The sequence below is a fragment of the Mycobacterium aquaticum genome, from assembly GCF_002086485.1.
Lineage (GTDB): Bacteria > Actinomycetota > Actinomycetes > Mycobacteriales > Mycobacteriaceae > Mycobacterium > Mycobacterium aquaticum.
On record NZ_MVHF01000042.1, the window covers coordinates 23752 to 42937 of the forward strand.

Below are 19186 nucleotides of genomic sequence, written 5' to 3' on the forward strand. Positions count from 1 at the left end.
ACGCTCGTCAATTATCGGTGACCTGCGCTTTTGCTGTCCCAATTTGCGCAGGCAACCATGAGAAATCCCTTATGCCGATTGTCCATATCGCTGCCGCGTCGTAGAGTCATGACCAGGTTGAGTTAACAGCCGAACACGCGCGTTGGTGCGCAGAGCGGCATGACTCCCTGCGCCCATTGCTTTGAAAACCCAGAGCTCGTTTGCGTGCCATGTATGGATCGACGTTTTTCGATTGATGGAGGCAACGTGTCCATAGTTAACGTGCCGCCCTTCCCCCCCGGTACGCGGTCTGACCGCCGTGGCGACCCGATGGCGTGCTTCGGCACCCGCTGGGTACGGCCATCGACGGCACTGGTGACCGTCGGCGGCGAACTCGACGCGGCCAACGCGCGTCAATTCGCCGAGTATGCGATGGGGCACATCAGCCGCAGCAAAGAGCTCATCCTCGACCTGCAATCCGTGCAATTCTTCGCGGTGTCGTGTGTCCCCGCGCTTCACAACCTGAACATGCGCTGCGCGCGGGAAGGTGTTGGCTGGGCGCTCGTACCGAGCCCCGCAGTGTTGCGGGTGCTCCGAATCTGCGATCCCGACGAGCAATTGCCCACTGCGCCAACGATCAAGACAGCCTTGTCGTGGCTGCGCAACGGGTTCTCGTCCAGCGGTTCGTACCGGAGCATCGCAACGAATGCCATCTTTGCTGTGTGATCGGCCGCACCTGGGCCGGCGACGGTCGAGATGCGCCTGCGCCGCAGCGTAGTCGGCGGTCCAGGTCTTCACCGGGTACGTCGAGGTCGTGGTTTCAGCTACCACGACCACGACGGCCGGCGGGTGACCTCGCCGAGAGTGCTGCAACGTATCGAGGAGCTGGTGATCCCGCCTGCCTGGAACAACGTTTGGATCTGTGAGCGTCCCGACGGTCACATCCAGGCCGTCGGGACCGACGCGGCAGGCCGTCGGCAGTATCTGTACCACCCGCAGTGGCACGAGGACCGGAGCGAAGAGAAGTTCGACCGGGTACTGGAAATGTCTGCGCTGCTACCGGATTGGCGTGCCGCTGTGGCGGCGGACCTGCGGCGGCCGGGACTTTCGCGCGAGCGGGTGCTCGCGGTCGGCCTGCGACTGCTCGATCTCGGCTATTTCCGTGCCGGCGGTGATCAATACGCGGAGGATAACAATTCTTTTGGCATCGCCACGCTCATGGGCGAACACGTGACCGTACATTCCGGTTCAGTCGAATTCGACTATCCCGCGAAAAGCGGTGTGCGGCGGGTGCTCGACATCGAAGACCCGGACACGGTCCGCGCCGTCCGCAGTCTGCGACGCGCCGCCGGATCTGATCATCGTCTGCTGTCATACCGAAACGGAGACGGATACAGCGCGATCCATGCCGACGATCTGAACGCTCGCTTCAAGCAGATGGTCGGCGACGAATACACTGTCAAGGATCTTCGTACTTGGCACGGAACGGTTTTGGCGGCTGCGGCATTCGCCGACGCCGATCCCCCGGTCGACGACAAAGTGATCAAGCGGGTGGAGGCAGCGGTGATGCGTGAGGTCGCCGAGGAACTCGGCAACACCCCGGCCGTCGCGCGCAGCGCCTATGTCGACCCGCGTGTTCCGAAAGCCTATCGGGACGGGCTGACGATCGCGACGAGCGTACGGAGGTCGGCGCACGCCAAGGACTCCGACAAACGCCAAGCCATCCTGGGGCGCGCCACAGCACGGCTGATCCGCAAAATGGCGCACTAACTCTTGGGCACCAACGAGGTTACCGTCGCAGAACCGTCGGATCGATCGAAAGTCAGTGGTTGCAAAACCAATTCACCTTCCGGTATGCGGATCGACGACAAGTAGCCGAGCATGATGCCCTCCCGCAGCGCCCACGGGCTCACCTCGGCGCGTTCGATACCGAGACACCGCATCGTCTCGTAGGCCACCACGGCGCCGCCGAGAATCTGCCAGGCGCGAGCCGGCTTGATGCCGCGGAACTGGGAACGATCCGAAGCGTCGACCACTGCCAGTCGACGTATCGCAGCCGCTATCGCCGACCGCGATACCGTCCTGCGGACAAACGGGCCTTTGCGGCCACAGGCCGCACCGCCCAGCCTCGCCAGCTGCTTGAACGTCTTCGAGGTCGCCACGACTCGACGCGGCGTGCCGTCCCACTGCACCCGGTTGGCCACTTCCCGAACCTGTTGCCGCACATACCTGCGGAGGTCCTTCACCTGAGCGTGCGACGGTGGATCCGGCCGCAGGAAGCTGGTGCTCACCCTTCCCGCTCCGAGCGGTAGTGATACGGCAAGATCGGGTAAGGCATCCCGATACGGTCGATCCCCTGCTGACCGATCGCCCCTTCGACGCTGGCCTCCTGGCCCAGCCGGGTGGGAATCTTGACCGCGCGGATGGGAAGGGGCGGCGCACCTGCCAACGCATCGACGACCTGCAGCTGAGCGGCATTCGAGCCGATGTCCAATACTCCGAGTCTCATGCGACCACCACCTCGTCAGAATCCGGGTACTTTTCCATTGCCCAGGTACCTGAGCCCGGTCTTCGTGATCTCGGTGGGGTGGAGCAGGTTTCGCGTGTCCAGTATCACAGCGGTCGGTGCCTGTCCGGCGATGCGCGCCCAGTCCAGGTCGCGGAACTCCGGCCACTCGGTGAAGACGATGATCGCATCCGCCGCCTTGGCGGCCAGGTACGGATCGTCGACAGCGGCGACGGACGACCGGCGCAACGTATCTTGGTCGATCATCGGCAGCCGCGGATCGTAACCGCTCACCTGGGCACCCAGGCGTGCCAGCCGGTCGCTGATGTAGAGCGCGGGCGAATCCCGCACATCGCAGGTGCCCGCCTTGAAGGTCAGACCGAATGCCGCAATCCGCGCCGCCGCGAGCGGACCTGTCATCGAACGGGTCAGGGCCGCCACGATGCGATCGGCCTGCCCCAGGTTGGTATCGCGGGCCGAGGCCACCTCGGCCAATTCGACGCCGTTGCGACGCCCGGTATCCAACAGCGCCGCCGTGTCTTTGGGCAGGCACGAGCCTCCCCACCCCGGGCCTGGTTGCAGGAAGTGCTTACCGATCCGGACATCGGCACCCATGCAGCGGGCCACATCCGCGACGTCGGCGCCGACGCGGGAGCACAACTGGGCCAGCGAGTTCGCGTACGAGATCTTCACCGCCAGAAATGCATTGCTCGCGTACTTGGCGAGCTCGGCACTTTCCGGGCTCATCCGCAGCACCTCGGCGTCCCCGACGCCGTAGACCTTCTGCAGCACGTCGGCGGCGCGGTCATCGGCAGCTCCGATCAGGATCCGATCAGGATGGCGGAAATCGTAGATCGCATGGGTTTCCCGCAAGAACTCCGGATTGGATACCGCCGAGATCCCGGTGCCGCGCAACCGGTCGATCACCCTGCGGGTCGTGCCCACCGGCACAGTGGATTTCATCACCACCACCGCACCCGGATGCAGGGTCCGGGCCAGTTCACCGACGGCCGCTTCGACAGCGGTGATGTCTGCGGACCCATCCGGGCGGCTGGGAGTGGGGACGCACACGAACACCACGTCGCAACCGGCCACGTCCTCGAAACGTGCACTGAATCGCAGGCTCCCGTCGCGCAGCGCCGACGTCAGGAGCTGCGGCAGGCCCGGTTCGTCGATCGGCGCTTCGCCGGCCGCCAACGTCCGCACCCGCTGTGCGTCGACATCGACACACACCGTGGCGTGTCCGCGTTCGGCAAGACACACCGCGGAGGTGAGTCCGACATATCCGGCTCCGACGACTCCGACCCTCACGTCTTCACCCCCAGAACACCCTCGACCGCATCCAGGACCCGTTGCGGGGTGATCAGCAACAACCCGCGATGGGGCTCGTCCCCGTGCGGATCGCCTCTGTCCCCGGCCCACAGGGCGACATGCTCGCCGGGGCCGCGGGGTCCCCAAAGCTTCGGCGGGGTCGGGCCGAACAACAGCACCGACGGGGTACCCGTCGCGGTGGCGATGTGTCCGACGCCCGTGTCACCGCAGATCAGCAGGCGGCAGTCGCTGATCAACGCAACCAGGCCGAGCAGGCCGAGAGTGCCTGCCAGCACCGCGGATTGGGGCAGCCGCGCCTGATCGGCCACCGCCCGGGCCAGCTCGATCTCGTTGCTGTCGCCGGTGAGGACCACGTCGTAACCGGAATTGCGCAGTGCCGCGGCCACCGTGGCGAATCGGTCGACGGGCCACCTGCGGGCCGCCGTTGTGGCACCGGGGTGTATCACCACCACACCAGAGCGGTCCGGGTAGCCGGGTGGTCGGGTGATCGCCAGATCCTCGGGATCGCAGTCGATCCCGTACCACTGCAGCAGGGCGCACCAGCGATCGACCTCGTGCAGGTCGGCGCGCCACGGCGGTCCCTGCACATCGGGGTGGTCCGGGTGGCGGTGGCTGAGCATCGATTTCGGTTGCAGTGACCTGAGGTCCGCGATGCTCTCGGGCCCGCTACCGTGCAGGTTCACCGCGATGTCAGGCACCCGCACGCGGGGATGCAGGCGTCCCAGGCCGGGCGTGGGATCGAGTTCGTCGATCGCCCCCGACAGCATGGCCAGCCGACAGAACCGCTCCGGCGCGGCAAGAACGATGCGCGCGTCGGGATAGGTTCTCCGCAACCCACGCAGCGCCGGGAACCCGGTCAGCAGGTCGCCGAGGCCCAGGGCCCGCAAGACCAGGATTTGCGCCGAATCCGCCGAACTCACGGCCATGACGATTCCGTCGAGGCGCACACCACGAGTTCGCGGATCTCGCAGCCGGCGGGCTGTGAGAGCGCGAAAACAACTGTCTCCGCCACGTTTTCCGGTTCGTTCAGCACGGCGTCGGGCGGCGGTTTGTACTGCTCGACGCGGCCGTCGAAGAACGGCGTGTGCATGCCCCCCGGTATCAGCATCGTGACACCGACCTCGCCGGCGAGTTCGGCCGCCAGCGCGCGACTGAACCCGACGACGCCGAACTTCGATGCGCAATACGCGGTTGCGTCGCTGACCGCCTTGATGCCCAGGGTCGATGCGCATGTCACGATGCGGCCGCCACTGGCCTTGAGGAAGGGCAGCGCAGAGCGGACGACGGCCGCGGTGCCGAGCAGATTGACATGGATCACCCGTTCCCAGTCCTTCGCGCTGACATCGGCCAACTTGCCGCAGGAGTCGATACCTGCCGCGGTGAACAGTCCGTCGATCCTTCTGCCTGCCTCGTCGGCCAGCAGGCACACCGCGGCGTCGACCGCTTCGGTGTCAGCGAGATCGGCAGCCTGATAGGGCACGTCGGCCTGTGGCCGCTTGCGGTCGATCACCATCGGTGTCCCGCCATGGCGCGCAACGGCTTCGACCGTTGCCGCACCGAGACCGGATGCACCGCCGGTGATGATGACGTTTCCCAAACTCACGAATTACCCCTTTCGGTCATGGCCGCGTCGCGGATCAACTTCGACGACGAGTAGCCGGCGACGGTCGGCAACAAAACCACCTCACCGCCGTTGGCACGGACGATGGCCGCCTCCGGCAGATCGGCTTCGGTGTAGTCGCCGCCCTTGACCCACACATCGGGACATAGCGCTTCCAGCTGAGATTCGGGCGAGGACTCGTCGAAGATCAGTACGGCATCGACACAGGCCAGTGCCGCAAGCACTCTGGCCCGGTCCAACGCGGTCATCACGGGTCGCCCAGACCCTTTGAGCCGCCGTACCGAGGCGTCGGAGTTCAGCAGGACCACCAACATGTCGCCGAGCCGACCGGCCTGGTGCAAGAGCCGTACATGGCCGCTGTGCAGGAGGTCGAAGCAGCCTCCCGTGGCCACCAACTTGCCCGGCCTGGCGCGCATCCGGTCGCGAACCTGCGTGACATCCGTGGTGATCATCGCCGGCCCGTCGGTTCCGCGCCCCGGTGTACCCACGGCTACCGGCGTGGAAACCGCCACGGCGCCACCGGTTGCGACGAATCGGCTGGCCGCGGTGACGGCAGCCTGAACCGCCGTGACGATGTCTGCACCGTCGGCCAACGCACGCGTTGCCGCGACCGCGAACCGGTCGCCCGCACCGCAGGCATCGGTTCGGCCGGTGCCCGCACGTGCCGACGGCGGCACCGGCACGTGTGTGGTGTCGCCGGTGTCGGTGGACAACACGGCGCCGTCGGATCCCAGCGTCACGCAGACCCCGTGTGCCTGCCATTTCTGTCTCAGCGCGTCTGCTGAACACGACTGCGCCTCACCCTGGTTCGGGGTCACGAGCCGGCATCCCGGGACGGGATCGGCGCCGCGCGGATGGGGATCCCACACCACGGGCACACGCTGTGCGGCCGACTCGATCAGCGTGCGTAACCCCGGATGCACGGTCACACCGCGCCCGTAGTCGGCGACACACACCGCAGCCGCGTCGTCGAGCGCTTCGACGACGGGTGCGGGTACGGTCCCGGCAGGCACCGTACCGTCGCCGTAGTCCAGCCGCAGCACGGATTGTCCGGTGGCCCGGATTCGGGTCTTGCAGGCCGTCGTGCCGCTCAGCCGCAGCCGGGCCACCGTCACACCTGCCGACTCGAGCAGCTCGGTGAGTTCGTGTCCCTCGGTGTCGTCGGCGATTGCGGTCACCAGAATCACGTCCGAATCGGTGCGGGCTGCCAGCACCGCGGCCAGCCCTGCACCGCCGGGGCGATGCCAGACCCGTTCCGCATCGACGACGGGCACCGGGGCCTCGGGGCTGAGCCGGGTCGCACTGCCGTCGATGTCGATGTCGAGCATGCAGTCCCCGACCACGACGATGGGCCTGGCCATCAGATACCTCCCGGCGCGGCAGGCGCGCCCAACACGACGTCGTCGAGCGCGATGCACAACGAATGCACGAGCAGCAGGTGGATCTCCTGAACCGTCGCGGTGCTCGGCGCCTCGACACAGATGGCGTCGTCACACATGGACGCCAGCGGATTGGGCGCGGGCCCGGTCAACGCCCAGGTGGTCAGGCCGATGTCATGTGCCGCCTTGACCGCCGAGAGCACGTTCGGGCTGGTGCCGCTGGTCGAAAGTGCCATCAGCACGTCGCCGGGTCGACCGTGTGCCCGCACCCCGCGCGCGAACATGTCTTCGATGCCGTAGTCGTTGCAGATCGCGGTCAACGCAGAAGTCTCGGCGTGTAGAGATATGGCCGACAACGGGATTCGTTCATCCTTGAATCGGCCCACGAGCTCGGCGGTGAGATGCTGCGCTTCCGCGGCGCTTCCACCGTTGCCACAGGCCAGCAGACGCCCGCCGCCCGTCAGTACGGCCGCGAGGTGCCGCCCCCACCGGGTCAACCGAGCGGTCTCGCCGTCGATGCGATCCACCGCATCGGTCAAAGCGTGCATGTGCGAAGCAATCATGTTGTCCTACCTTCGTATTGATCGACAGCGGCCAGCATCTCGGCATCGGTGATGCCATCGAGGCACGGATGCCCGGGCACCGGGCATTGCCGCGCCCGGGTCAGCCGACACGGGGCCGTTTGATCGCCGAGCCGGATCACGTTGCGGCCGTACGGAAGCCACTGCGAGGCGGGGACCACCGGCGCGAACAGCGACACCACCGGTGTTCCGACGGCCGCGGCCAGATGCGCCGGGCCGGTGTTGGGTACCACGACCACCCGGGATCGGGCGTACACCGTGGCCAGCGTCGCCAACGAGGTTCTCCCGCCGAGATCGACTGCCGCGGCACCGGCCACTCGGGCCGTCAGGGCGCGTTCGGAATGGTCGCCGGTGACCAGCACTCGGTACCCGGCGTCGGTGAGTGCCTGCACCATTGCCGCGCTTCGGTCGACCGTCGGGCGTCGGGCGGGCACCGCCGCACCGGGGTGGAAAACCACATACGGTGCCATCCGGGTGATTTCGTCGAGATCGGGGGGCAGCGCCGAGGCGACGTCGACTCTCAGCGCGCCGTCGTCGCCGCTCGGCAAGGCGCACCCGGCGGCACTGACCAGGGACAGCGCCCGCTCCGGTTCGGGCACTCCCGGTTCGGCGTGGTGCCGAAGATCCAGCAGCGTGCCCGGATAGTCGTCGCTGATGGCACCGATCCACGGCACCCCGGCCATGCGACCGATCAGGGCCAGCGGCAGCGGTGACTGGTGGAATGACGTGTTGATGTACATCCGCTCGGGCCCGACGTCACGCAGTTGTTTGACCAGTGACTCGACATGGTCGGAGGTGAGCTCCGGGGAGTCGAAATCGACCCACGGCGCCTGCCATTCGATGACGTCGGCAACGGCGGGCAGCAGCCGTGCGGCCTCGGTGCCGCGCGGTCCCGCCAAGAAGACGACGGGGCCGTGCCGGCTCGCGACCGCACGCACGGCGGGGCCGGTGATCAAGACGTCGCCCGCGCTGTCGAGCCGGGCCACCACCGCAGTCATCGCGCCCCCTGCAGCACCAGCTCCACCGCATCCTGCACTGTCGCCGCAACCCGCGCGACGGCACGTGCCTCGGTGACCTCGTCGGGCAATGTGCGTTGCGTGGGAACCAGAATGGCCGCAGCGCCGGCGGCGAGCGCGGCACGCACGTCGCCTCCGGTATCGCCGATGAGCACGCACCGGTGCGGCTCGACGCCGAGCACTTCGGCAGCCGCGCGCACCATTCCCGGCTCGGGCTTGCGGCAGGCACATCCGTCCTGCTCGCCATGTACACACACCTGCCAAGAATCGAACGGGCCCACCAGTTCGTTGACCCGTGCGTTGACAGTGTCGAGTTGGTCGATGGTGATCAATCCGCGTGCCACCCCGGACTGATTCGACACCACAGCCAGCAGCAGTCCGCGCTGCCGAAGACGCGCGATCGCATCCGCCGCGCCGGGCACCGGTTGCACGCCTGCGGGATCGTTGAGATACGGAACGTCCTTGATGATGGTGTCGTCGCGGTCGAGCAGTACGGCAAGCCACGGATCCCGGTGCGCGCCACGGAATTCCCACTCGCCACGCAGCCGGTGCGCCACCGCGACGGGTGGAATCATCATGCTGGTGACCAGCATCTTGACTGCCTCGACGGGCGTGCGTCGTCCCGCAAGGAACCGGCGCACCGCGAAATCGGCTGTCAGCGCACACCACGAAGCGCGGGCGAACCACGACACGGGTGGTGGTGTCGCGAGCGAGAGGACCGCGGCGATCGTCGTCGCCGCATGCAATGGCAACCGTCCGCGCCCCTCGCCCACCGCGGAACGCCAACCGCGCCCATGCTTGCGGCGCATCAGTGCGTCGTCTCGGTTGCCCCGCTGCGCACGCACACTGGCTGTCCACGAGCTGTGGGACAACGAATGGCGCGAACGACGGGCCCCACGCACAATCGACTCACCGGCCAGGGTGATACGCAGGGCGAGATCGGAGTCTTCGCGATAGGCGCGGGGAAATCGCTCGTCGAACCCGCCCGCGGCCACCAGTGCGCCGCGCCGATATGCCATATCGGCGGTGATCCATTGAGCGTCGGCGAGCCGCTGTGTTCGGCGTTGATCGTCGGTGCTGCGCCGTCCGTACGGCGTAGGCACTTCGATGACGGCCTGCGACCCGACCGCCCCGGCGGCCTCGGCATCGAGCAGGTCTCGGTAAAGCGCGGTGAGCCAATCGGTTTGCGGAAGAACGTCGTCGTCGAGGAAACAGATCCAGTCCGTCGCGCAGCTGCGCCAGCCGACATTGCGCGCCGCCGCGGGACCACGCCCGCCGGAGCGCAGCAGCTTGACCGGCAGTGTCGCGGTGGTCAGAAGCGGCGGGTCCGACTCGACGCGATCGTCCACGACGACCACCGCATCCGGCGCCGGGCCCGCGGAGTGCTCCAACGCCAACAGCAACCGCTGCAACGTCGCTCGCCCGATCGTCGGTATCACGATCGCGAAGCTCACAGCCGCCTCCGGACGACGAACGGCCCGATCGCCAGCAGGTCGATCGGTGCGCTGCCGAAACACTCGAGGGCATCCCGCGGCGAATCGACCATCGGTCGCCCGGCGGTGTTGAAGCTGGTGTTGACGATCACCGGTATGCCGGTGCGGTCGTTGAACCGGCTGATGGTGCGGTACAGCAACGGATCGCTCCCGTCGACCGTCTGGATGCGCGCGGTGCCGTCGACGTGTGTGACGGCCGGGATCTGCGGCTGCCACTCGGCTGCCACGTCATGTACGAACAGCATGTACGGGCTGGGAATCGGCCCGCCCGAGAAGATCTCGTGGGCAGCCTCGGCCAGCACCATGGGCGCCACCGGCCGGAACTGCTCCCGGCCCTTCACCGCGTTGAGGCGCTCGACATTGGCCGCACTGCGCGGATCGGCGAGCAGCGACCGCCCGCCGAGCGCCCGCGGGCCGAATTCCGCGCGACCCTGGAACCAGCCCACCAACTGGTCATCGGCCAGCGCATCGCCGACCGTGGCGGCAAGATCGTCGGGGCGTTCATACCGGACGGCCGCGGTATCGAGCACTTCGGCGATCTGAGCCTCGGTCCAACCGCGGCCCAGTGCGGCCGACGGCATCGGTGTGATGGGGTCCTGCGCCTCGGCGGCCAGTGCGAGCGCAGCACCAAGCGCGGTGCCCGCATCGCCTGCTGCGGGCTGGATCCACACATCGTCGAATCCGCTGTGTTGGTACATCTTCGAGTTGGCGACACAGTTGAGCGCGACTCCCCCGGCCAGACACAGCTGCCGGTGTTCGGTGCGTTCCCGCAGCCATGCCACGAGGTCGAGCAGCACCTCTTCGAGCACCCGCTGCACGCTGCAGGCCAGATCCACCCGGTCCTGCCAGCTGGTGCCGAACGACTGCCAGTCCACCGGTTCGGTGCGGAATCCGCCGTCCCCGCAGGCGTATACGAGTTCTCGGAAGCGGTCGGCGAAACGTGGTTCACCATATGACGACATCGCCATGACCTTGTACTCGTCGCTGGAGCGTTTGAACCCCAGATGTTCGGTGAGCTCCTCGTAGAGCAGGCCCAGTGAGTGTGGGAGCTGTTGAGTCGCCAGCACATCCAACTTGTTGTCGGTGTAGGCGCCGGCCAGCATCGAGGTGGTCTCCCCCCGACCGTCGACCACGAGAACAGCGCAGTCCGGGTGCGGTGAGGCCAACGCAGTGGATGCGGCGTGGGCGACATGGTGGCGGACGTAGCGGACGATGCCAGGGTCGAGGCCCGGGAAGGCGGCTTGCAGAAACTTGGGCGCGCGTTCGGCATACAGTGTCCGCAGGCTCTCCCACTGTCCGTCATGACCGATCAGGTCCGTCGCACTGCCGCAAAGCAGCCCGGGATCGTAGGAGTACCCGACCGCGTCCAGGTCGGCGGGTTCGAGACCCGCTTGTTCCAGGCACCACCGGGCCGAGGCCACCGGCAGTTCCCAGGTCGAGAACGCCACGGCCTCCTTGCCGTGCTTGCGGCGGCTGAACCGCTCCTCCTCGGCGGCCGCGACGATCCGACCGTCAACCACAAGTGCGGCGGCCGGATCGTGAAACACCGCGTTGATTCCGAGTACTCGCACCGACTCCTCCTCAGTCGCTTTCTGACAAGCCTTGCCGGACAAACCATTCGATGGTCCTCGCCAGCCCCTCGCGGCAATCCACCTGCGGCTTCCAGCCGAGCCGCCTACCTGCCTCGGTGATGTCCGGGCAGCGGCGTTGCGGATCGTCGTCGACTCCGGGCACTTGGCAGATCGGCGATTCGCTGCCTGCCAGCTCCCGGATGAGTTCCGCGATGGCAAGTACGGTGAGTTCGTCCGGATTGCCCACGTTGATCGGCCCCTGGCATTCGGCCCGGGCCAACGCCAAGAGCGCGTCGACGGTGTCGTCGACGTAGCACAGCGACCGGGTCTGCCCTCCACTGCCGTGTACCGTGATGGGCTTGCCTGCAAGTGCCTGTTCGCAGAAGGTGGGGACGATGCGGCCGTCCGCGCGGCGCATCCGGGGACCATAGGTGTTGAACAACCGCGCCACGGCGATGTCGGCGGAGCGTGCACGTCCGTAGGCGAACGTCAGCGCTTCCGCATACCGCTTGCCCTCGTCATAGACACTTCTCGGGCCGACAGGATTGACGTTGCCCCAATAGTCTTCGCGCTGCGGATGCTGCAGCGGGTCACCGTATACCTCGCTCGTCGACGCAAGCACGAAACGTGCGCCGCACCGCTCGGCGTAATCCAGGGCGTTGGCGGTTCCGACGGAGTTCGTGGTCAAGGTCTGTACCGGCAGCCGCTGATAGTCGATCGGTGACGCAGGTGACGCAAGATGGAAAACCGTGTCGACACTCGGCAGTGTCGGCAGAGGATGAATGACGTCGTGAAGCACAAACCGGTAGCCGGGGCGCTGCGCCAGGCGGGTCGGCGCATCCAGCATGCTGGTCACCCCGTTGTCCACGCACAACACCTCGACGCCGGAGTCCAGCAGTCGGTCACAGAGATGACTGCCCACAAAGCCTGCCCCGCCCGTCACCAGCACTCGATTCAGTTCACGCATGAGGGTTTGCCCCTCGCCGTCGCGGGTAGCCGCCTGCGCTATGGAACATGCAGGCAAGGTCTCGTTCGTCATCGCCAGTCGCAATCGCCCGGCCGAACTCGCCACCGTGGTGAGCAGACTCCTCGATACCACACCGTGTCCGATCGTCGTGGTGGACAACGGTTCTGATGCGGGATCTGTCGACAACCTGCGACGCATCGCAGCGCAGTCGACCGGCCGGGTCACCGTGCTGGGTCTGCGGTCCAACCTCGGCGCGGTGGGGCGCAACGTCGGGGTCGCCGCCTGCCGCACGCCGTATGTCGCCTTCTGCGACGACGACTCGTGGTGGACGCCGGAGTCCCCGGGCCGCGCCGCGGACATTTTCGACCGTCACCCGAGCGTCGCCCTGCTGGCAGCCCGTACCGAGGTGTGGCCGCAGAGACGTGACGATCCCGTGGTCGAACAGCTCGCGAACAGTCCGCTGGGACGGCGACCCGATCTGCCGGGTCCGTCGATCCTGGGCTTTCTCTCGTGCGCAGCCGTCGTCCGCAAGACGGCCTTCGAGGCAGCCGGAGGATTCAGCCCGATTCTGCACTTTCGTGGCGAGGAGCAGTTGCTGGCAATGGATTTGGCAGCGCGTGGCTGGGATCTCTGCTACTGCCCCGAGCTGACCGCCATCCATCAACCGTCGGCGCTGCGGGACACGAACGCGGCGCAGGACGCCCGCAGCCTGCGCAACGCGGTGCTCACCACCTGGCTGCGCCGGCCCATCGGTGCGTGCCTCGGTCAAGCGGCTGCCTTGGCGCGAGCGGCGGCCGGCGACACCGCACACGCCCGGGCAGCCGCAGAAGCGTTGCTGAGGTTGCCCGCCGTGATCGCATCCCGCCGACGGCTTCCTGCCTCGGTCGAGCATGCGGTCGCGCTGCTGGACGGTGCGGAATCTCATTACTGAACAGCACTTTCAGACGAGTCAGCGGATATCACCGGCGGCACGTACGCCGCAGGACCGACGCGGTCATATACCCGCAGGGTGTCCGCGGCGATCCGGTCCCACGAGTACCGTGACCGAGCGCGGTCTCGGCCGGCCGCCCCGAGGCTGCGCCGCAGGAAGTCGTCGCGCAGCAGGCTGTTCAGCGTGTCGGCCAACAGATCCGGGCGCTTCGGCGGGACCAGTCGGCCCGTCACATCGTGCACAACCGTGTCGAGCATGCCGCCCACGGCCGACGCCACGACAGGAACCCCGCACGCCATCGCCTCCAGTGGCACGATGCCGAAGGGCTCGTACCACGGTGTGCACGCGACGATATCGGCGGACCGCAAGACGGCAGGCATGTTCGCCCGGGCCACCGATCCGCACAACTTGACCCGGTCGTCGACGCCGAGTTCCCGGGCCAGCGCCTTCAGCCGACGGGCCTCGGGGTCGCGCCTGAGCGCGGCTCGGGCCGGCCCACCCACGATCACCAGTTCTGTGTCGGGGATGCTCGCCAACGCGCGGATGGCGAGATCAAAACCCTTGCGGGGCACGAACCTACCGACACTGACGATGCGGTGTGCCGCACCACGGCGCGACTTCGGGCCTTCCGGGGTGAACAGGTCCAGATCGACGCCACAGGGCACCACCGACGTCCGGCTGCGCGAGCGGCCCAGCCGCATGAGTTCGAACACCTCGTCGGTGCACGTCGCGGCCACCCAGGTGGCACAACGCGCCACCATGCTTTCCAGCTTGAGCCGCTCCGGTGGGCTCGTGTCGTCGGCCCCCTGATGCCTGCGCTTGACCACACCGAGCGCATGAAATGTCTGCACCGCAGGGAGATTCAGGTGTCTTGCGGCCAGTTGGCTGGCCACTCCCGACATCCAGAAGTGTGCGTGCACGACGTCAGGGCGGTGGACCGTCCAGTCGCCGTCGAGAAACCGCGCGAACTCCCCCATGTATTGCAGCAGTTCGTCCTTCGGAATATGTTCGGCAGGGCCGGCCGGGACATGTACAACGGTGTATCCGTCCGGGGTCGTCATGCGCTCCGGCAGGGCCCGGTCGTCGCGTCGGGTATAGACGACGACTTCGTGGCCGCGGCGGCTCAAAGCGGCGGAAAGCGCTGCCACATGAACGTTCTGGCCGCCTGCATCGGCGCCCCCGAGTGCGGCCAGTGGGCTGGCATGCTCGGAGACCATTGCAATCTTCATCAGCAACTCCTTCGGCGATTTCATCGGCAGCATTCGGCGATCACCCGGTCCCAGTCCTTGAGAAACCGATCGAGGCCGAAGTGCGCCAGCGCGTACGCACGCGCCGCCTTACCCGCGACCGCAGCCGCGGATGCGTCAGACACGAATCCCTGCAGTGCGTATGCGAGCGTCTTGACGTCCGCGCTCACCACGCCTGCCTCGGCGAGCACCGTCATGGGTGCCATCGTCGAGCCGACGGCAACGATCGGCATCCCGAGGAACATCGCCTCTACCAGCGACATGCCCAACGACGTCCATCGTGCGGTGTGCAGATACACCCGACGGCGCGCGATCTGATACAGCACCCGCGGATGCGGGACGTCGCCCTTACCGCGCACGGCCGCGAGCGCACCTTTGCGGTTGAGTTCCCGAGAACCGATGCCCCACACATCGATCGGCACCTGGCTGCTGAGTTCGGCCAGCAGGTCGGCTCCCACGGTGCGCCACCGGCGCAGCGGTTCGTTGATCATGGTCGCCGCGGCCGCCACGTCGCCGGTGTAGAGGTTGCCTGGGTCGGCGATGCCGTGCGTGATCACCTTGGTAGGGGCAATGCCGTTGTCCCACATCAGCCTGTTGAATTCGGTGACGTGGATCAGCGGGATGTCCATGCGCTCGGCGAGCACATGGTTGCTGTCGACCGCATCCGGCCGTGGGGTGTTGTGCTCGACGTAGACAGCCGGAATGTCGATGCCGGGGCGTCGGCCCAGCAACTCTGCAGCCAGCTCGATCTCCCTCGGCCGCTGCAGTACGATCAGGTCGATGTCCTGATTCCGCAGCTGATCTGTCGAAATTTCTTGTGCGCGTGGCCAATCACGGCCGAGCAGACCCTTCCCGTCTGCATCGCCCGCCTTGTTGACGGGAATCAGATAACGATGCCGCCCGGCGACAAACGACTCCATCCACGAGCCGTGCACATGCCACGCGAGCACCGTGCGCGGAAGGTCTGCATCCATGGGGGCGGAAGTACCCTGGCAACCCACTCTTAAACACACGAAGAGTTTTGGCCCTGAGCAGCACGGGGTACTCCCCAACCCATGCAACCCGAGGACGACGAAGTACCGGTCGCGGACGCCGTCGAGCAGCAGCGCGACGTCAAACCGCCACCGCCAGGAGACGACGAAGCGATCGAACCGAGCGCCAGCCCGCCCTTGGAAAGTACTGAAAGCGACTGGCAGGAACAACGCGACGAAGTGGATCTCGACCCGGAGCTCGACGACGTCGGCCGCGAAGACTGACGAAAGTACCTGACAATGAGCTCATTTGCCGACAGCGGTGAGGTGCTCGCTCCGCTCGGCGGCGAAACACTGCCCGGCTGACCGAAATTCGCTGTGCCTAGCGTTCGGCAGATCCCCGGTCGGTGTGCCACTCGTCTTCCCTGCGGCGCACGCGCCGGTGCTCCACGCCGAGCCACACTGCGCTGACCACAAACAACACGGCGGTGATCACCGCCAACCACGTGCCAACGTCACTGTGTGAGGTGGCGAATGCCGCGAGGCACGCGACGAACGACACGACGGCAACGAAAAGCAGAACGATCGCCGGCATGTTCTTGGTGTCTTTCATCGTCTCGCCGGCATGCGGTCGGGTGGTACGGGCGTGATCCACTGGGTCCTTGGCGGTGTCCCCCATCACTGCTCCTCTCGGCTCGGTCGTTGGCATAGAGCTACCCGCCTCGCGTCGTTCCGAAACGACACGCTGGTCGACGGATCAGCTGGACGCGTCTGCCTGTTCCATGGCGAGCTGATGGTCACGCCCGACGTGAGATTCGCTGCGCATCCGCTCGACCATATGCGGGTAATGAAGTTCGAATGCGGGCCGCTCCGAACGGATCCGGGGCAGCTCGGTGAAGTTGTGCCGCGGCGGCGGGCACGAGGTCGCCCACTCCAGGGAGTTGCCGTAACCCCACGGATCATCGACCGTGACCGGTTCGCCGTAGCGCCAGCTCTTGAAGACGTTCCAGATGAACGGCAGCATCGAGACGCCCAAGATGAACGCGCCGATGGTCGAGACGACGTTGAGCGTGGTGAACCCATCCGACGGCAGATAGTCGGCGTAACGCCGTGGCATGCCCTGGTTTCCGAGCCAATGCTGGACAAGAAAAGTGGTGTGGAACCCGATGAACGTCAACCAGAAATGCAGCTTGCCCAGGCGCTCGTCGAGCAGCCGGCCCGTCATCTTCGGGAACCAGAAGTACACGCCGGCAAACGTCGCGAACACGATCGTGCCGAACAGCACGTAATGGAAGTGCGCCACCACGAAGTAGCTGTCGGTGACGTGGAAATCCAGTGGTGGGCTGGCCAGCATGACCCCGGTCAGACCGCCGAGCAGGAAGGTGACGAGGAAGCCGACCGAGAACAGCATCGGCGTCTCGAAGGTCAGCTGCCCTTTCCACATGGTGCCGATCCAGTTGAAGAACTTGATGCCGGTCGGCACGGCGATCAGATACGTCATGAACGAAAAGAACGGCAGCAGAACGGCTCCGGTGGCGAACATGTGATGCGCCCACACCGCGACCGAGAGTGCCGCGATCGACACGGTGGCGTACACCAACGTGGTATAGCCGAAAATCGGCTTACGGCTGAACACAGGGATGATCTCGGTGACGATGCCGAAGAACGGCAAGGCGACGATGTAGACCTCGGGATGGCCGAAGAACCAGAACAGGTGCTGCCACAGAATCGGTCCCCCGTTGGCCGGGTCGTAGATGTGAGCGCCCAGGTGACGGTCGGCCGCCAGCCCGAACAAGGCTGCGGTCAGGATCGGGAAGGCCAGCAGCACCAGGATGGACGTCACGAAGACGTTCCAGGTGAAGATCGGCATGCGGAACATCGTCATCCCGGGGGCCCGCATACAGACCACGGTGGTGATCATGTTGACCCCACCGAGAATGGTGCCAAGGCCGCCCACGGCCAGCCCGAGAATCCACAGATCCCCGCCGGGGCCCGGCGAGTGGATCGCGTCGGTCAGCGGTGAATACGCCGTCCAACCGAAGTCGGCGGCGCCGCCCGGGCAGATGAATCCCGCCAGGGCGATCAGCGCGCCGAACACGAACAACCAGAACGACAGTGCGTTCAGTCGCGGGAACGCCACGTCCGGCGCGCCGATGTGCAACGGCAGAACCAGGTTGGCGAAGCCGAACACGATGGGCGTCGCGTAGAACAGCAGCATCACCGTGCCGTGCATGGTGAACAGCTGATTGAACTGCTCGTTGGACAGGAACTGCAGGCCGGGCTCGGCCAGCTCAGTCCGCATCAGCAGCGCCATGAGCCCGCCGATGAAGAAGAAGGCGAAGCACGCGACGCAGTACATGATGCCGATCAGCTTGTGATCGGTCGTGGTGATCAGCTTGTAGACCAGGTTGCCCCGTGGCCCGAGGCGCGCCGGGAACGGGCGGCGCGGCGCGAGTTTAGGTGGGACCAGGGCATGAGCCGTCATCGCGAACTCCGATCGTCACGATGCGGTTTCCCGGGATCCGGCACATCCAAACGCCGTGTCCCGGCGGTTTGCGCGTCTCTGCCGCCGGGTAGCGCTAAGTGCACACAGGAGGTGTGCGGTGAGCGTGATGGTGGTCGGCCAAATCGGCCGCGACGTGGTGCTGCAGACACCGGAACTGTCGGGGACCGGCGGCACACACCCCGTCAGAGAGCGCAGGGAGATGCTGGGCGGTAAGGGTGCCAACCAGGCCGTCGGGCTGGCTCAGCTCGGCGTTCCAGTGGGCCTCATCGGTGTGGTCGGTGCCGATGAACCGGGCGCCTCGGCACTAGAGCAGGCATCGTCGGACGGCATCGACACCACCCATGTGATCCGACGCGGCACCACCGCGCTCGTGGTGAGCGTCGTCGACGACTCGGCGAATCGGCTCTTGCTGGAACATGTTCCGCAGCACGCGCTGCTGACGCCGGACGACATCGACCGGGGACGGCCGGGTCTGCTCGCCGCCGACACCGTCTCTGTGCAGCTGCAGCAGCCGATCTCCTCGACCCTGCGTGCGGCGAGGCAAGGCAGGCAGGCCGGTGCCCTCGTTCTTGCCGACGGCGCGGTGGACCTGGACCATTCCGACGAGCTGTTCGAACTCGTGCACGTTTTTCGGGCGGACGCAGATGAAGCCGAACTGGTCGCCGGCGAACCCGTGAAGACTCCCGCCGCGGCCATGGCGCTGGCGACCCGGATCCTGCACAAGGGCCCGGTGCTCGTCGCGCTCGCCATATCCGGTGTCGGCGACCTGTTGGTCTGGCGTAACGGTAGCCGGTTGTTTCCGCTCTCGGATGCACCGGTGGTCGACCGTACCGGCGCAGGCGACGCATTCATGGCTGGGCTGATCGCGGCGCTACGCCGGGACGCGGATCCCGTGCAGGCCGGCCACCTCGCGACGGCCGCCGCGAGTTCCACGGTCGGGCATCTGGGCGGCAGGCCGCAGCTGGACGGGCTGCGACACGCCTAGCGCGGGTGCAGATGGGAAACCGGCTCAGCCCCGGGCTGTCGAGCGTCAAACCTGTCGATCGTGGTTCCGCGGCGACCGACAGGTCTGACGACGTCTCGTAC

General features: G+C 66.6%; 20 protein-coding genes. 5 read left to right on the forward strand and 15 right to left on the reverse strand.

The genetic code is table 11. The features are described 5' to 3' along the window. Window positions 1-246: 246 nt before the first annotated feature. A complete protein-coding gene (locus BST13_RS29405; protein ID WP_083168587.1) occupies window positions 247-705 on the forward strand; it encodes an STAS domain-containing protein in 459 nt (152 codons plus the stop codon). Between the two features lie 30 nt (window positions 706-735). After that, entirely contained in the window at window positions 736-1749 is a 1014-nt protein-coding gene (locus tag BST13_RS29410; RefSeq protein WP_083168532.1) for a DNA topoisomerase IB, read from the forward strand. Here BST13_RS29410 and BST13_RS39110 read toward each other — a convergent pair. From BST13_RS39110 to BST13_RS29460, 11 genes are read right to left on the reverse strand one after another with little or no spacing between them, the layout of a single operon-like run. Beyond that, window positions 1746-2270 (reverse strand): Ppx/GppA phosphatase family protein, encoded by a 525-nt coding sequence (locus BST13_RS39110; RefSeq protein WP_158087209.1) that lies wholly within the window; start codon window positions 2268-2270, stop codon window positions 1746-1748. The two genes, BST13_RS29410 and BST13_RS39110, sit on opposite strands and share 4 nt — an antisense overlap. Beyond that, window positions 2267-2488 carry a hypothetical protein gene (locus tag BST13_RS39115; protein ID WP_158087210.1) on the reverse strand — a complete coding sequence of 74 codons (222 nt, stop codon included), beginning with the start codon at window positions 2486-2488 and terminating at the stop codon, window positions 2267-2269. Before BST13_RS39115 ends, BST13_RS39110 begins: the two co-directional genes overlap by 4 nt. A 15-nt stretch (window positions 2489-2503) precedes the next feature. Next, window positions 2504-3796 carry a UDP-glucose dehydrogenase family protein gene (locus BST13_RS29420; protein WP_083168533.1) on the reverse strand — a complete coding sequence of 431 codons (1293 nt, stop codon included), beginning with the start codon at window positions 3794-3796 and terminating at the stop codon, window positions 2504-2506. Next, complete coding sequence (locus BST13_RS29425; protein ID WP_083168535.1) at window positions 3793-4743, reverse strand: glycosyltransferase family 9 protein; 951 nt, start codon at window positions 4741-4743, stop codon at window positions 3793-3795. The genes BST13_RS29420 and BST13_RS29425 overlap by 4 nt, the downstream gene beginning before the upstream one ends. Next, window positions 4734-5420 carry an SDR family oxidoreductase gene (locus BST13_RS29430; RefSeq protein WP_170064356.1) on the reverse strand — a complete coding sequence of 229 codons (687 nt, stop codon included), beginning with the start codon at window positions 5418-5420 and terminating at the stop codon, window positions 4734-4736. Before BST13_RS29430 ends, BST13_RS29425 begins: the two co-directional genes overlap by 10 nt. Beyond that, the gene (locus BST13_RS29435; protein WP_083168536.1) at window positions 5417-6799 is read right to left on the reverse strand and encodes a PfkB family carbohydrate kinase; all 1383 of its coding nucleotides are present in this window, start codon (window positions 6797-6799) and stop codon (window positions 5417-5419) included. The genes BST13_RS29430 and BST13_RS29435 overlap by 4 nt, the downstream gene beginning before the upstream one ends. Continuing rightward, window positions 6799-7380 (reverse strand): D-sedoheptulose-7-phosphate isomerase, encoded by a 582-nt coding sequence (locus BST13_RS29440; protein WP_083168538.1) that lies wholly within the window; start codon window positions 7378-7380, stop codon window positions 6799-6801. Before BST13_RS29440 ends, BST13_RS29435 begins: the two co-directional genes overlap by 1 nt. Continuing rightward, window positions 7377-8396: a glycosyltransferase family 9 protein gene (locus BST13_RS29445; RefSeq protein WP_083168539.1), complete on the reverse strand. Its 1020-nt coding sequence runs from the start codon at window positions 8394-8396 to the stop codon at window positions 7377-7379. Before BST13_RS29445 ends, BST13_RS29440 begins: the two co-directional genes overlap by 4 nt. Beyond that, window positions 8393-9868 carry an HAD-IIIA family hydrolase gene (locus BST13_RS29450; protein ID WP_083168541.1) on the reverse strand — a complete coding sequence of 492 codons (1476 nt, stop codon included), beginning with the start codon at window positions 9866-9868 and terminating at the stop codon, window positions 8393-8395. The genes BST13_RS29445 and BST13_RS29450 overlap by 4 nt, the downstream gene beginning before the upstream one ends. Continuing rightward, the gene (locus BST13_RS29455; protein WP_083168542.1) at window positions 9865-11478 is read right to left on the reverse strand and encodes a carbamoyltransferase family protein; all 1614 of its coding nucleotides are present in this window, start codon (window positions 11476-11478) and stop codon (window positions 9865-9867) included. The genes BST13_RS29450 and BST13_RS29455 overlap by 4 nt, the downstream gene beginning before the upstream one ends. Before the next feature lie 10 nt (window positions 11479-11488). Beyond that, complete coding sequence (locus BST13_RS29460) at window positions 11489-12445, reverse strand: NAD-dependent epimerase/dehydratase family protein (protein WP_095533753.1); 957 nt, start codon at window positions 12443-12445, stop codon at window positions 11489-11491. Window positions 12446-12485: 40 nt separating this feature from the next. On the opposite strand from BST13_RS29460, the gene BST13_RS29465 reads away from it, so the two are divergent. Then, window positions 12486-13376 (forward strand): glycosyltransferase family 2 protein, encoded by an 891-nt coding sequence (locus BST13_RS29465; RefSeq protein WP_083168544.1) that lies wholly within the window; start codon window positions 12486-12488, stop codon window positions 13374-13376. On the opposite strand, the gene BST13_RS29470 is transcribed toward BST13_RS29465, so the two are convergent. After that, entirely contained in the window at window positions 13370-14605 is a 1236-nt protein-coding gene (locus BST13_RS29470) for a glycosyltransferase (protein WP_083168590.1), read from the reverse strand. The two genes, BST13_RS29465 and BST13_RS29470, sit on opposite strands and share 7 nt — an antisense overlap. 20 nt (window positions 14606-14625) lie before the next feature. Continuing rightward, window positions 14626-15597 carry a glycosyltransferase gene (locus BST13_RS29475; protein ID WP_083168545.1) on the reverse strand — a complete coding sequence of 324 codons (972 nt, stop codon included), beginning with the start codon at window positions 15595-15597 and terminating at the stop codon, window positions 14626-14628. Between the two features lie 81 nt (window positions 15598-15678). On the opposite strand from BST13_RS29475, the gene BST13_RS29480 reads away from it, so the two are divergent. Further along, window positions 15679-15879, forward strand: a complete 201-nt coding sequence (locus BST13_RS29480; RefSeq protein ID WP_083168546.1) for a hypothetical protein — start codon at window positions 15679-15681, stop codon at window positions 15877-15879. A 97-nt stretch (window positions 15880-15976) separates the two neighbouring features. Here the strand turns inward: BST13_RS29480 and usfY are convergent, their stop codons facing one another. Both usfY and ctaD read right to left on the reverse strand, forming a co-directional pair. Continuing rightward, the gene (gene usfY, locus BST13_RS29485; RefSeq protein ID WP_083168547.1) at window positions 15977-16273 is read right to left on the reverse strand and encodes a protein UsfY; all 297 of its coding nucleotides are present in this window, start codon (window positions 16271-16273) and stop codon (window positions 15977-15979) included. A gap of 78 nt (window positions 16274-16351) precedes the next feature. Next, window positions 16352-18079 (reverse strand): aa3-type cytochrome oxidase subunit I, encoded by a 1728-nt coding sequence (gene ctaD, locus BST13_RS29490; RefSeq protein WP_083168548.1) that lies wholly within the window; start codon window positions 18077-18079, stop codon window positions 16352-16354. Between the two features lie 127 nt (window positions 18080-18206). Between ctaD and BST13_RS29495 the strand changes: the two genes are divergently transcribed. Continuing rightward, entirely contained in the window at window positions 18207-19085 is an 879-nt protein-coding gene (locus BST13_RS29495; protein WP_245839854.1) for a PfkB family carbohydrate kinase, read from the forward strand. The last annotated feature ends 101 nt before the right edge of the window (window positions 19086-19186 follow it).

Coding starts and splice junctions, on each gene's coding strand:
- BST13_RS29410 (WP_083168532.1), top strand. CDS start 736: ATGCGCCTGCGCCGCAGCGTAGTCGGCGGTCCAGGTCTTCACCGGGTA.
- BST13_RS39115 (WP_158087210.1), bottom strand. CDS start 2,488: ATGAGACTCGGAGTATTGGACATCGGCTCGAATGCCGCTCAGCTGCAG.
- BST13_RS29425 (WP_083168535.1), bottom strand. CDS start 4,743: ATGGCCGTGAGTTCGGCGGATTCGGCGCAAATCCTGGTCTTGCGGGCC.
- BST13_RS29435 (WP_083168536.1), bottom strand. CDS start 6,799: ATGGCCAGGCCCATCGTCGTGGTCGGGGACTGCATGCTCGACATCGAC.
- BST13_RS29440 (WP_083168538.1), bottom strand. CDS start 7,380: ATGATTGCTTCGCACATGCACGCTTTGACCGATGCGGTGGATCGCATC.
- BST13_RS29445 (WP_083168539.1), bottom strand. CDS start 8,396: ATGACTGCGGTGGTGGCCCGGCTCGACAGCGCGGGCGACGTCTTGATC.
- BST13_RS29460 (WP_095533753.1), bottom strand. CDS start 12,445: ATGCGTGAACTGAATCGAGTGCTGGTGACGGGCGGGGCAGGCTTTGTG.
- BST13_RS29465 (WP_083168544.1), top strand. CDS start 12,486: ATGGAACATGCAGGCAAGGTCTCGTTCGTCATCGCCAGTCGCAATCGC.
- BST13_RS29470 (WP_083168590.1), bottom strand. CDS start 14,605: ATGAAGATTGCAATGGTCTCCGAGCATGCCAGCCCACTGGCCGCACTC.
- BST13_RS29475 (WP_083168545.1), bottom strand. CDS start 15,597: ATGGATGCAGACCTTCCGCGCACGGTGCTCGCGTGGCATGTGCACGGC.
- BST13_RS29480 (WP_083168546.1), top strand. CDS start 15,679: ATGCAACCCGAGGACGACGAAGTACCGGTCGCGGACGCCGTCGAGCAG.
- usfY (WP_083168547.1), bottom strand. CDS start 16,273: ATGGGGGACACCGCCAAGGACCCAGTGGATCACGCCCGTACCACCCGA.
- ctaD (WP_083168548.1), bottom strand. CDS start 18,079: ATGACGGCTCATGCCCTGGTCCCACCTAAACTCGCGCCGCGCCGCCCG.
- BST13_RS29495 (WP_245839854.1), top strand. CDS start 18,207: ATGGTGGTCGGCCAAATCGGCCGCGACGTGGTGCTGCAGACACCGGAA.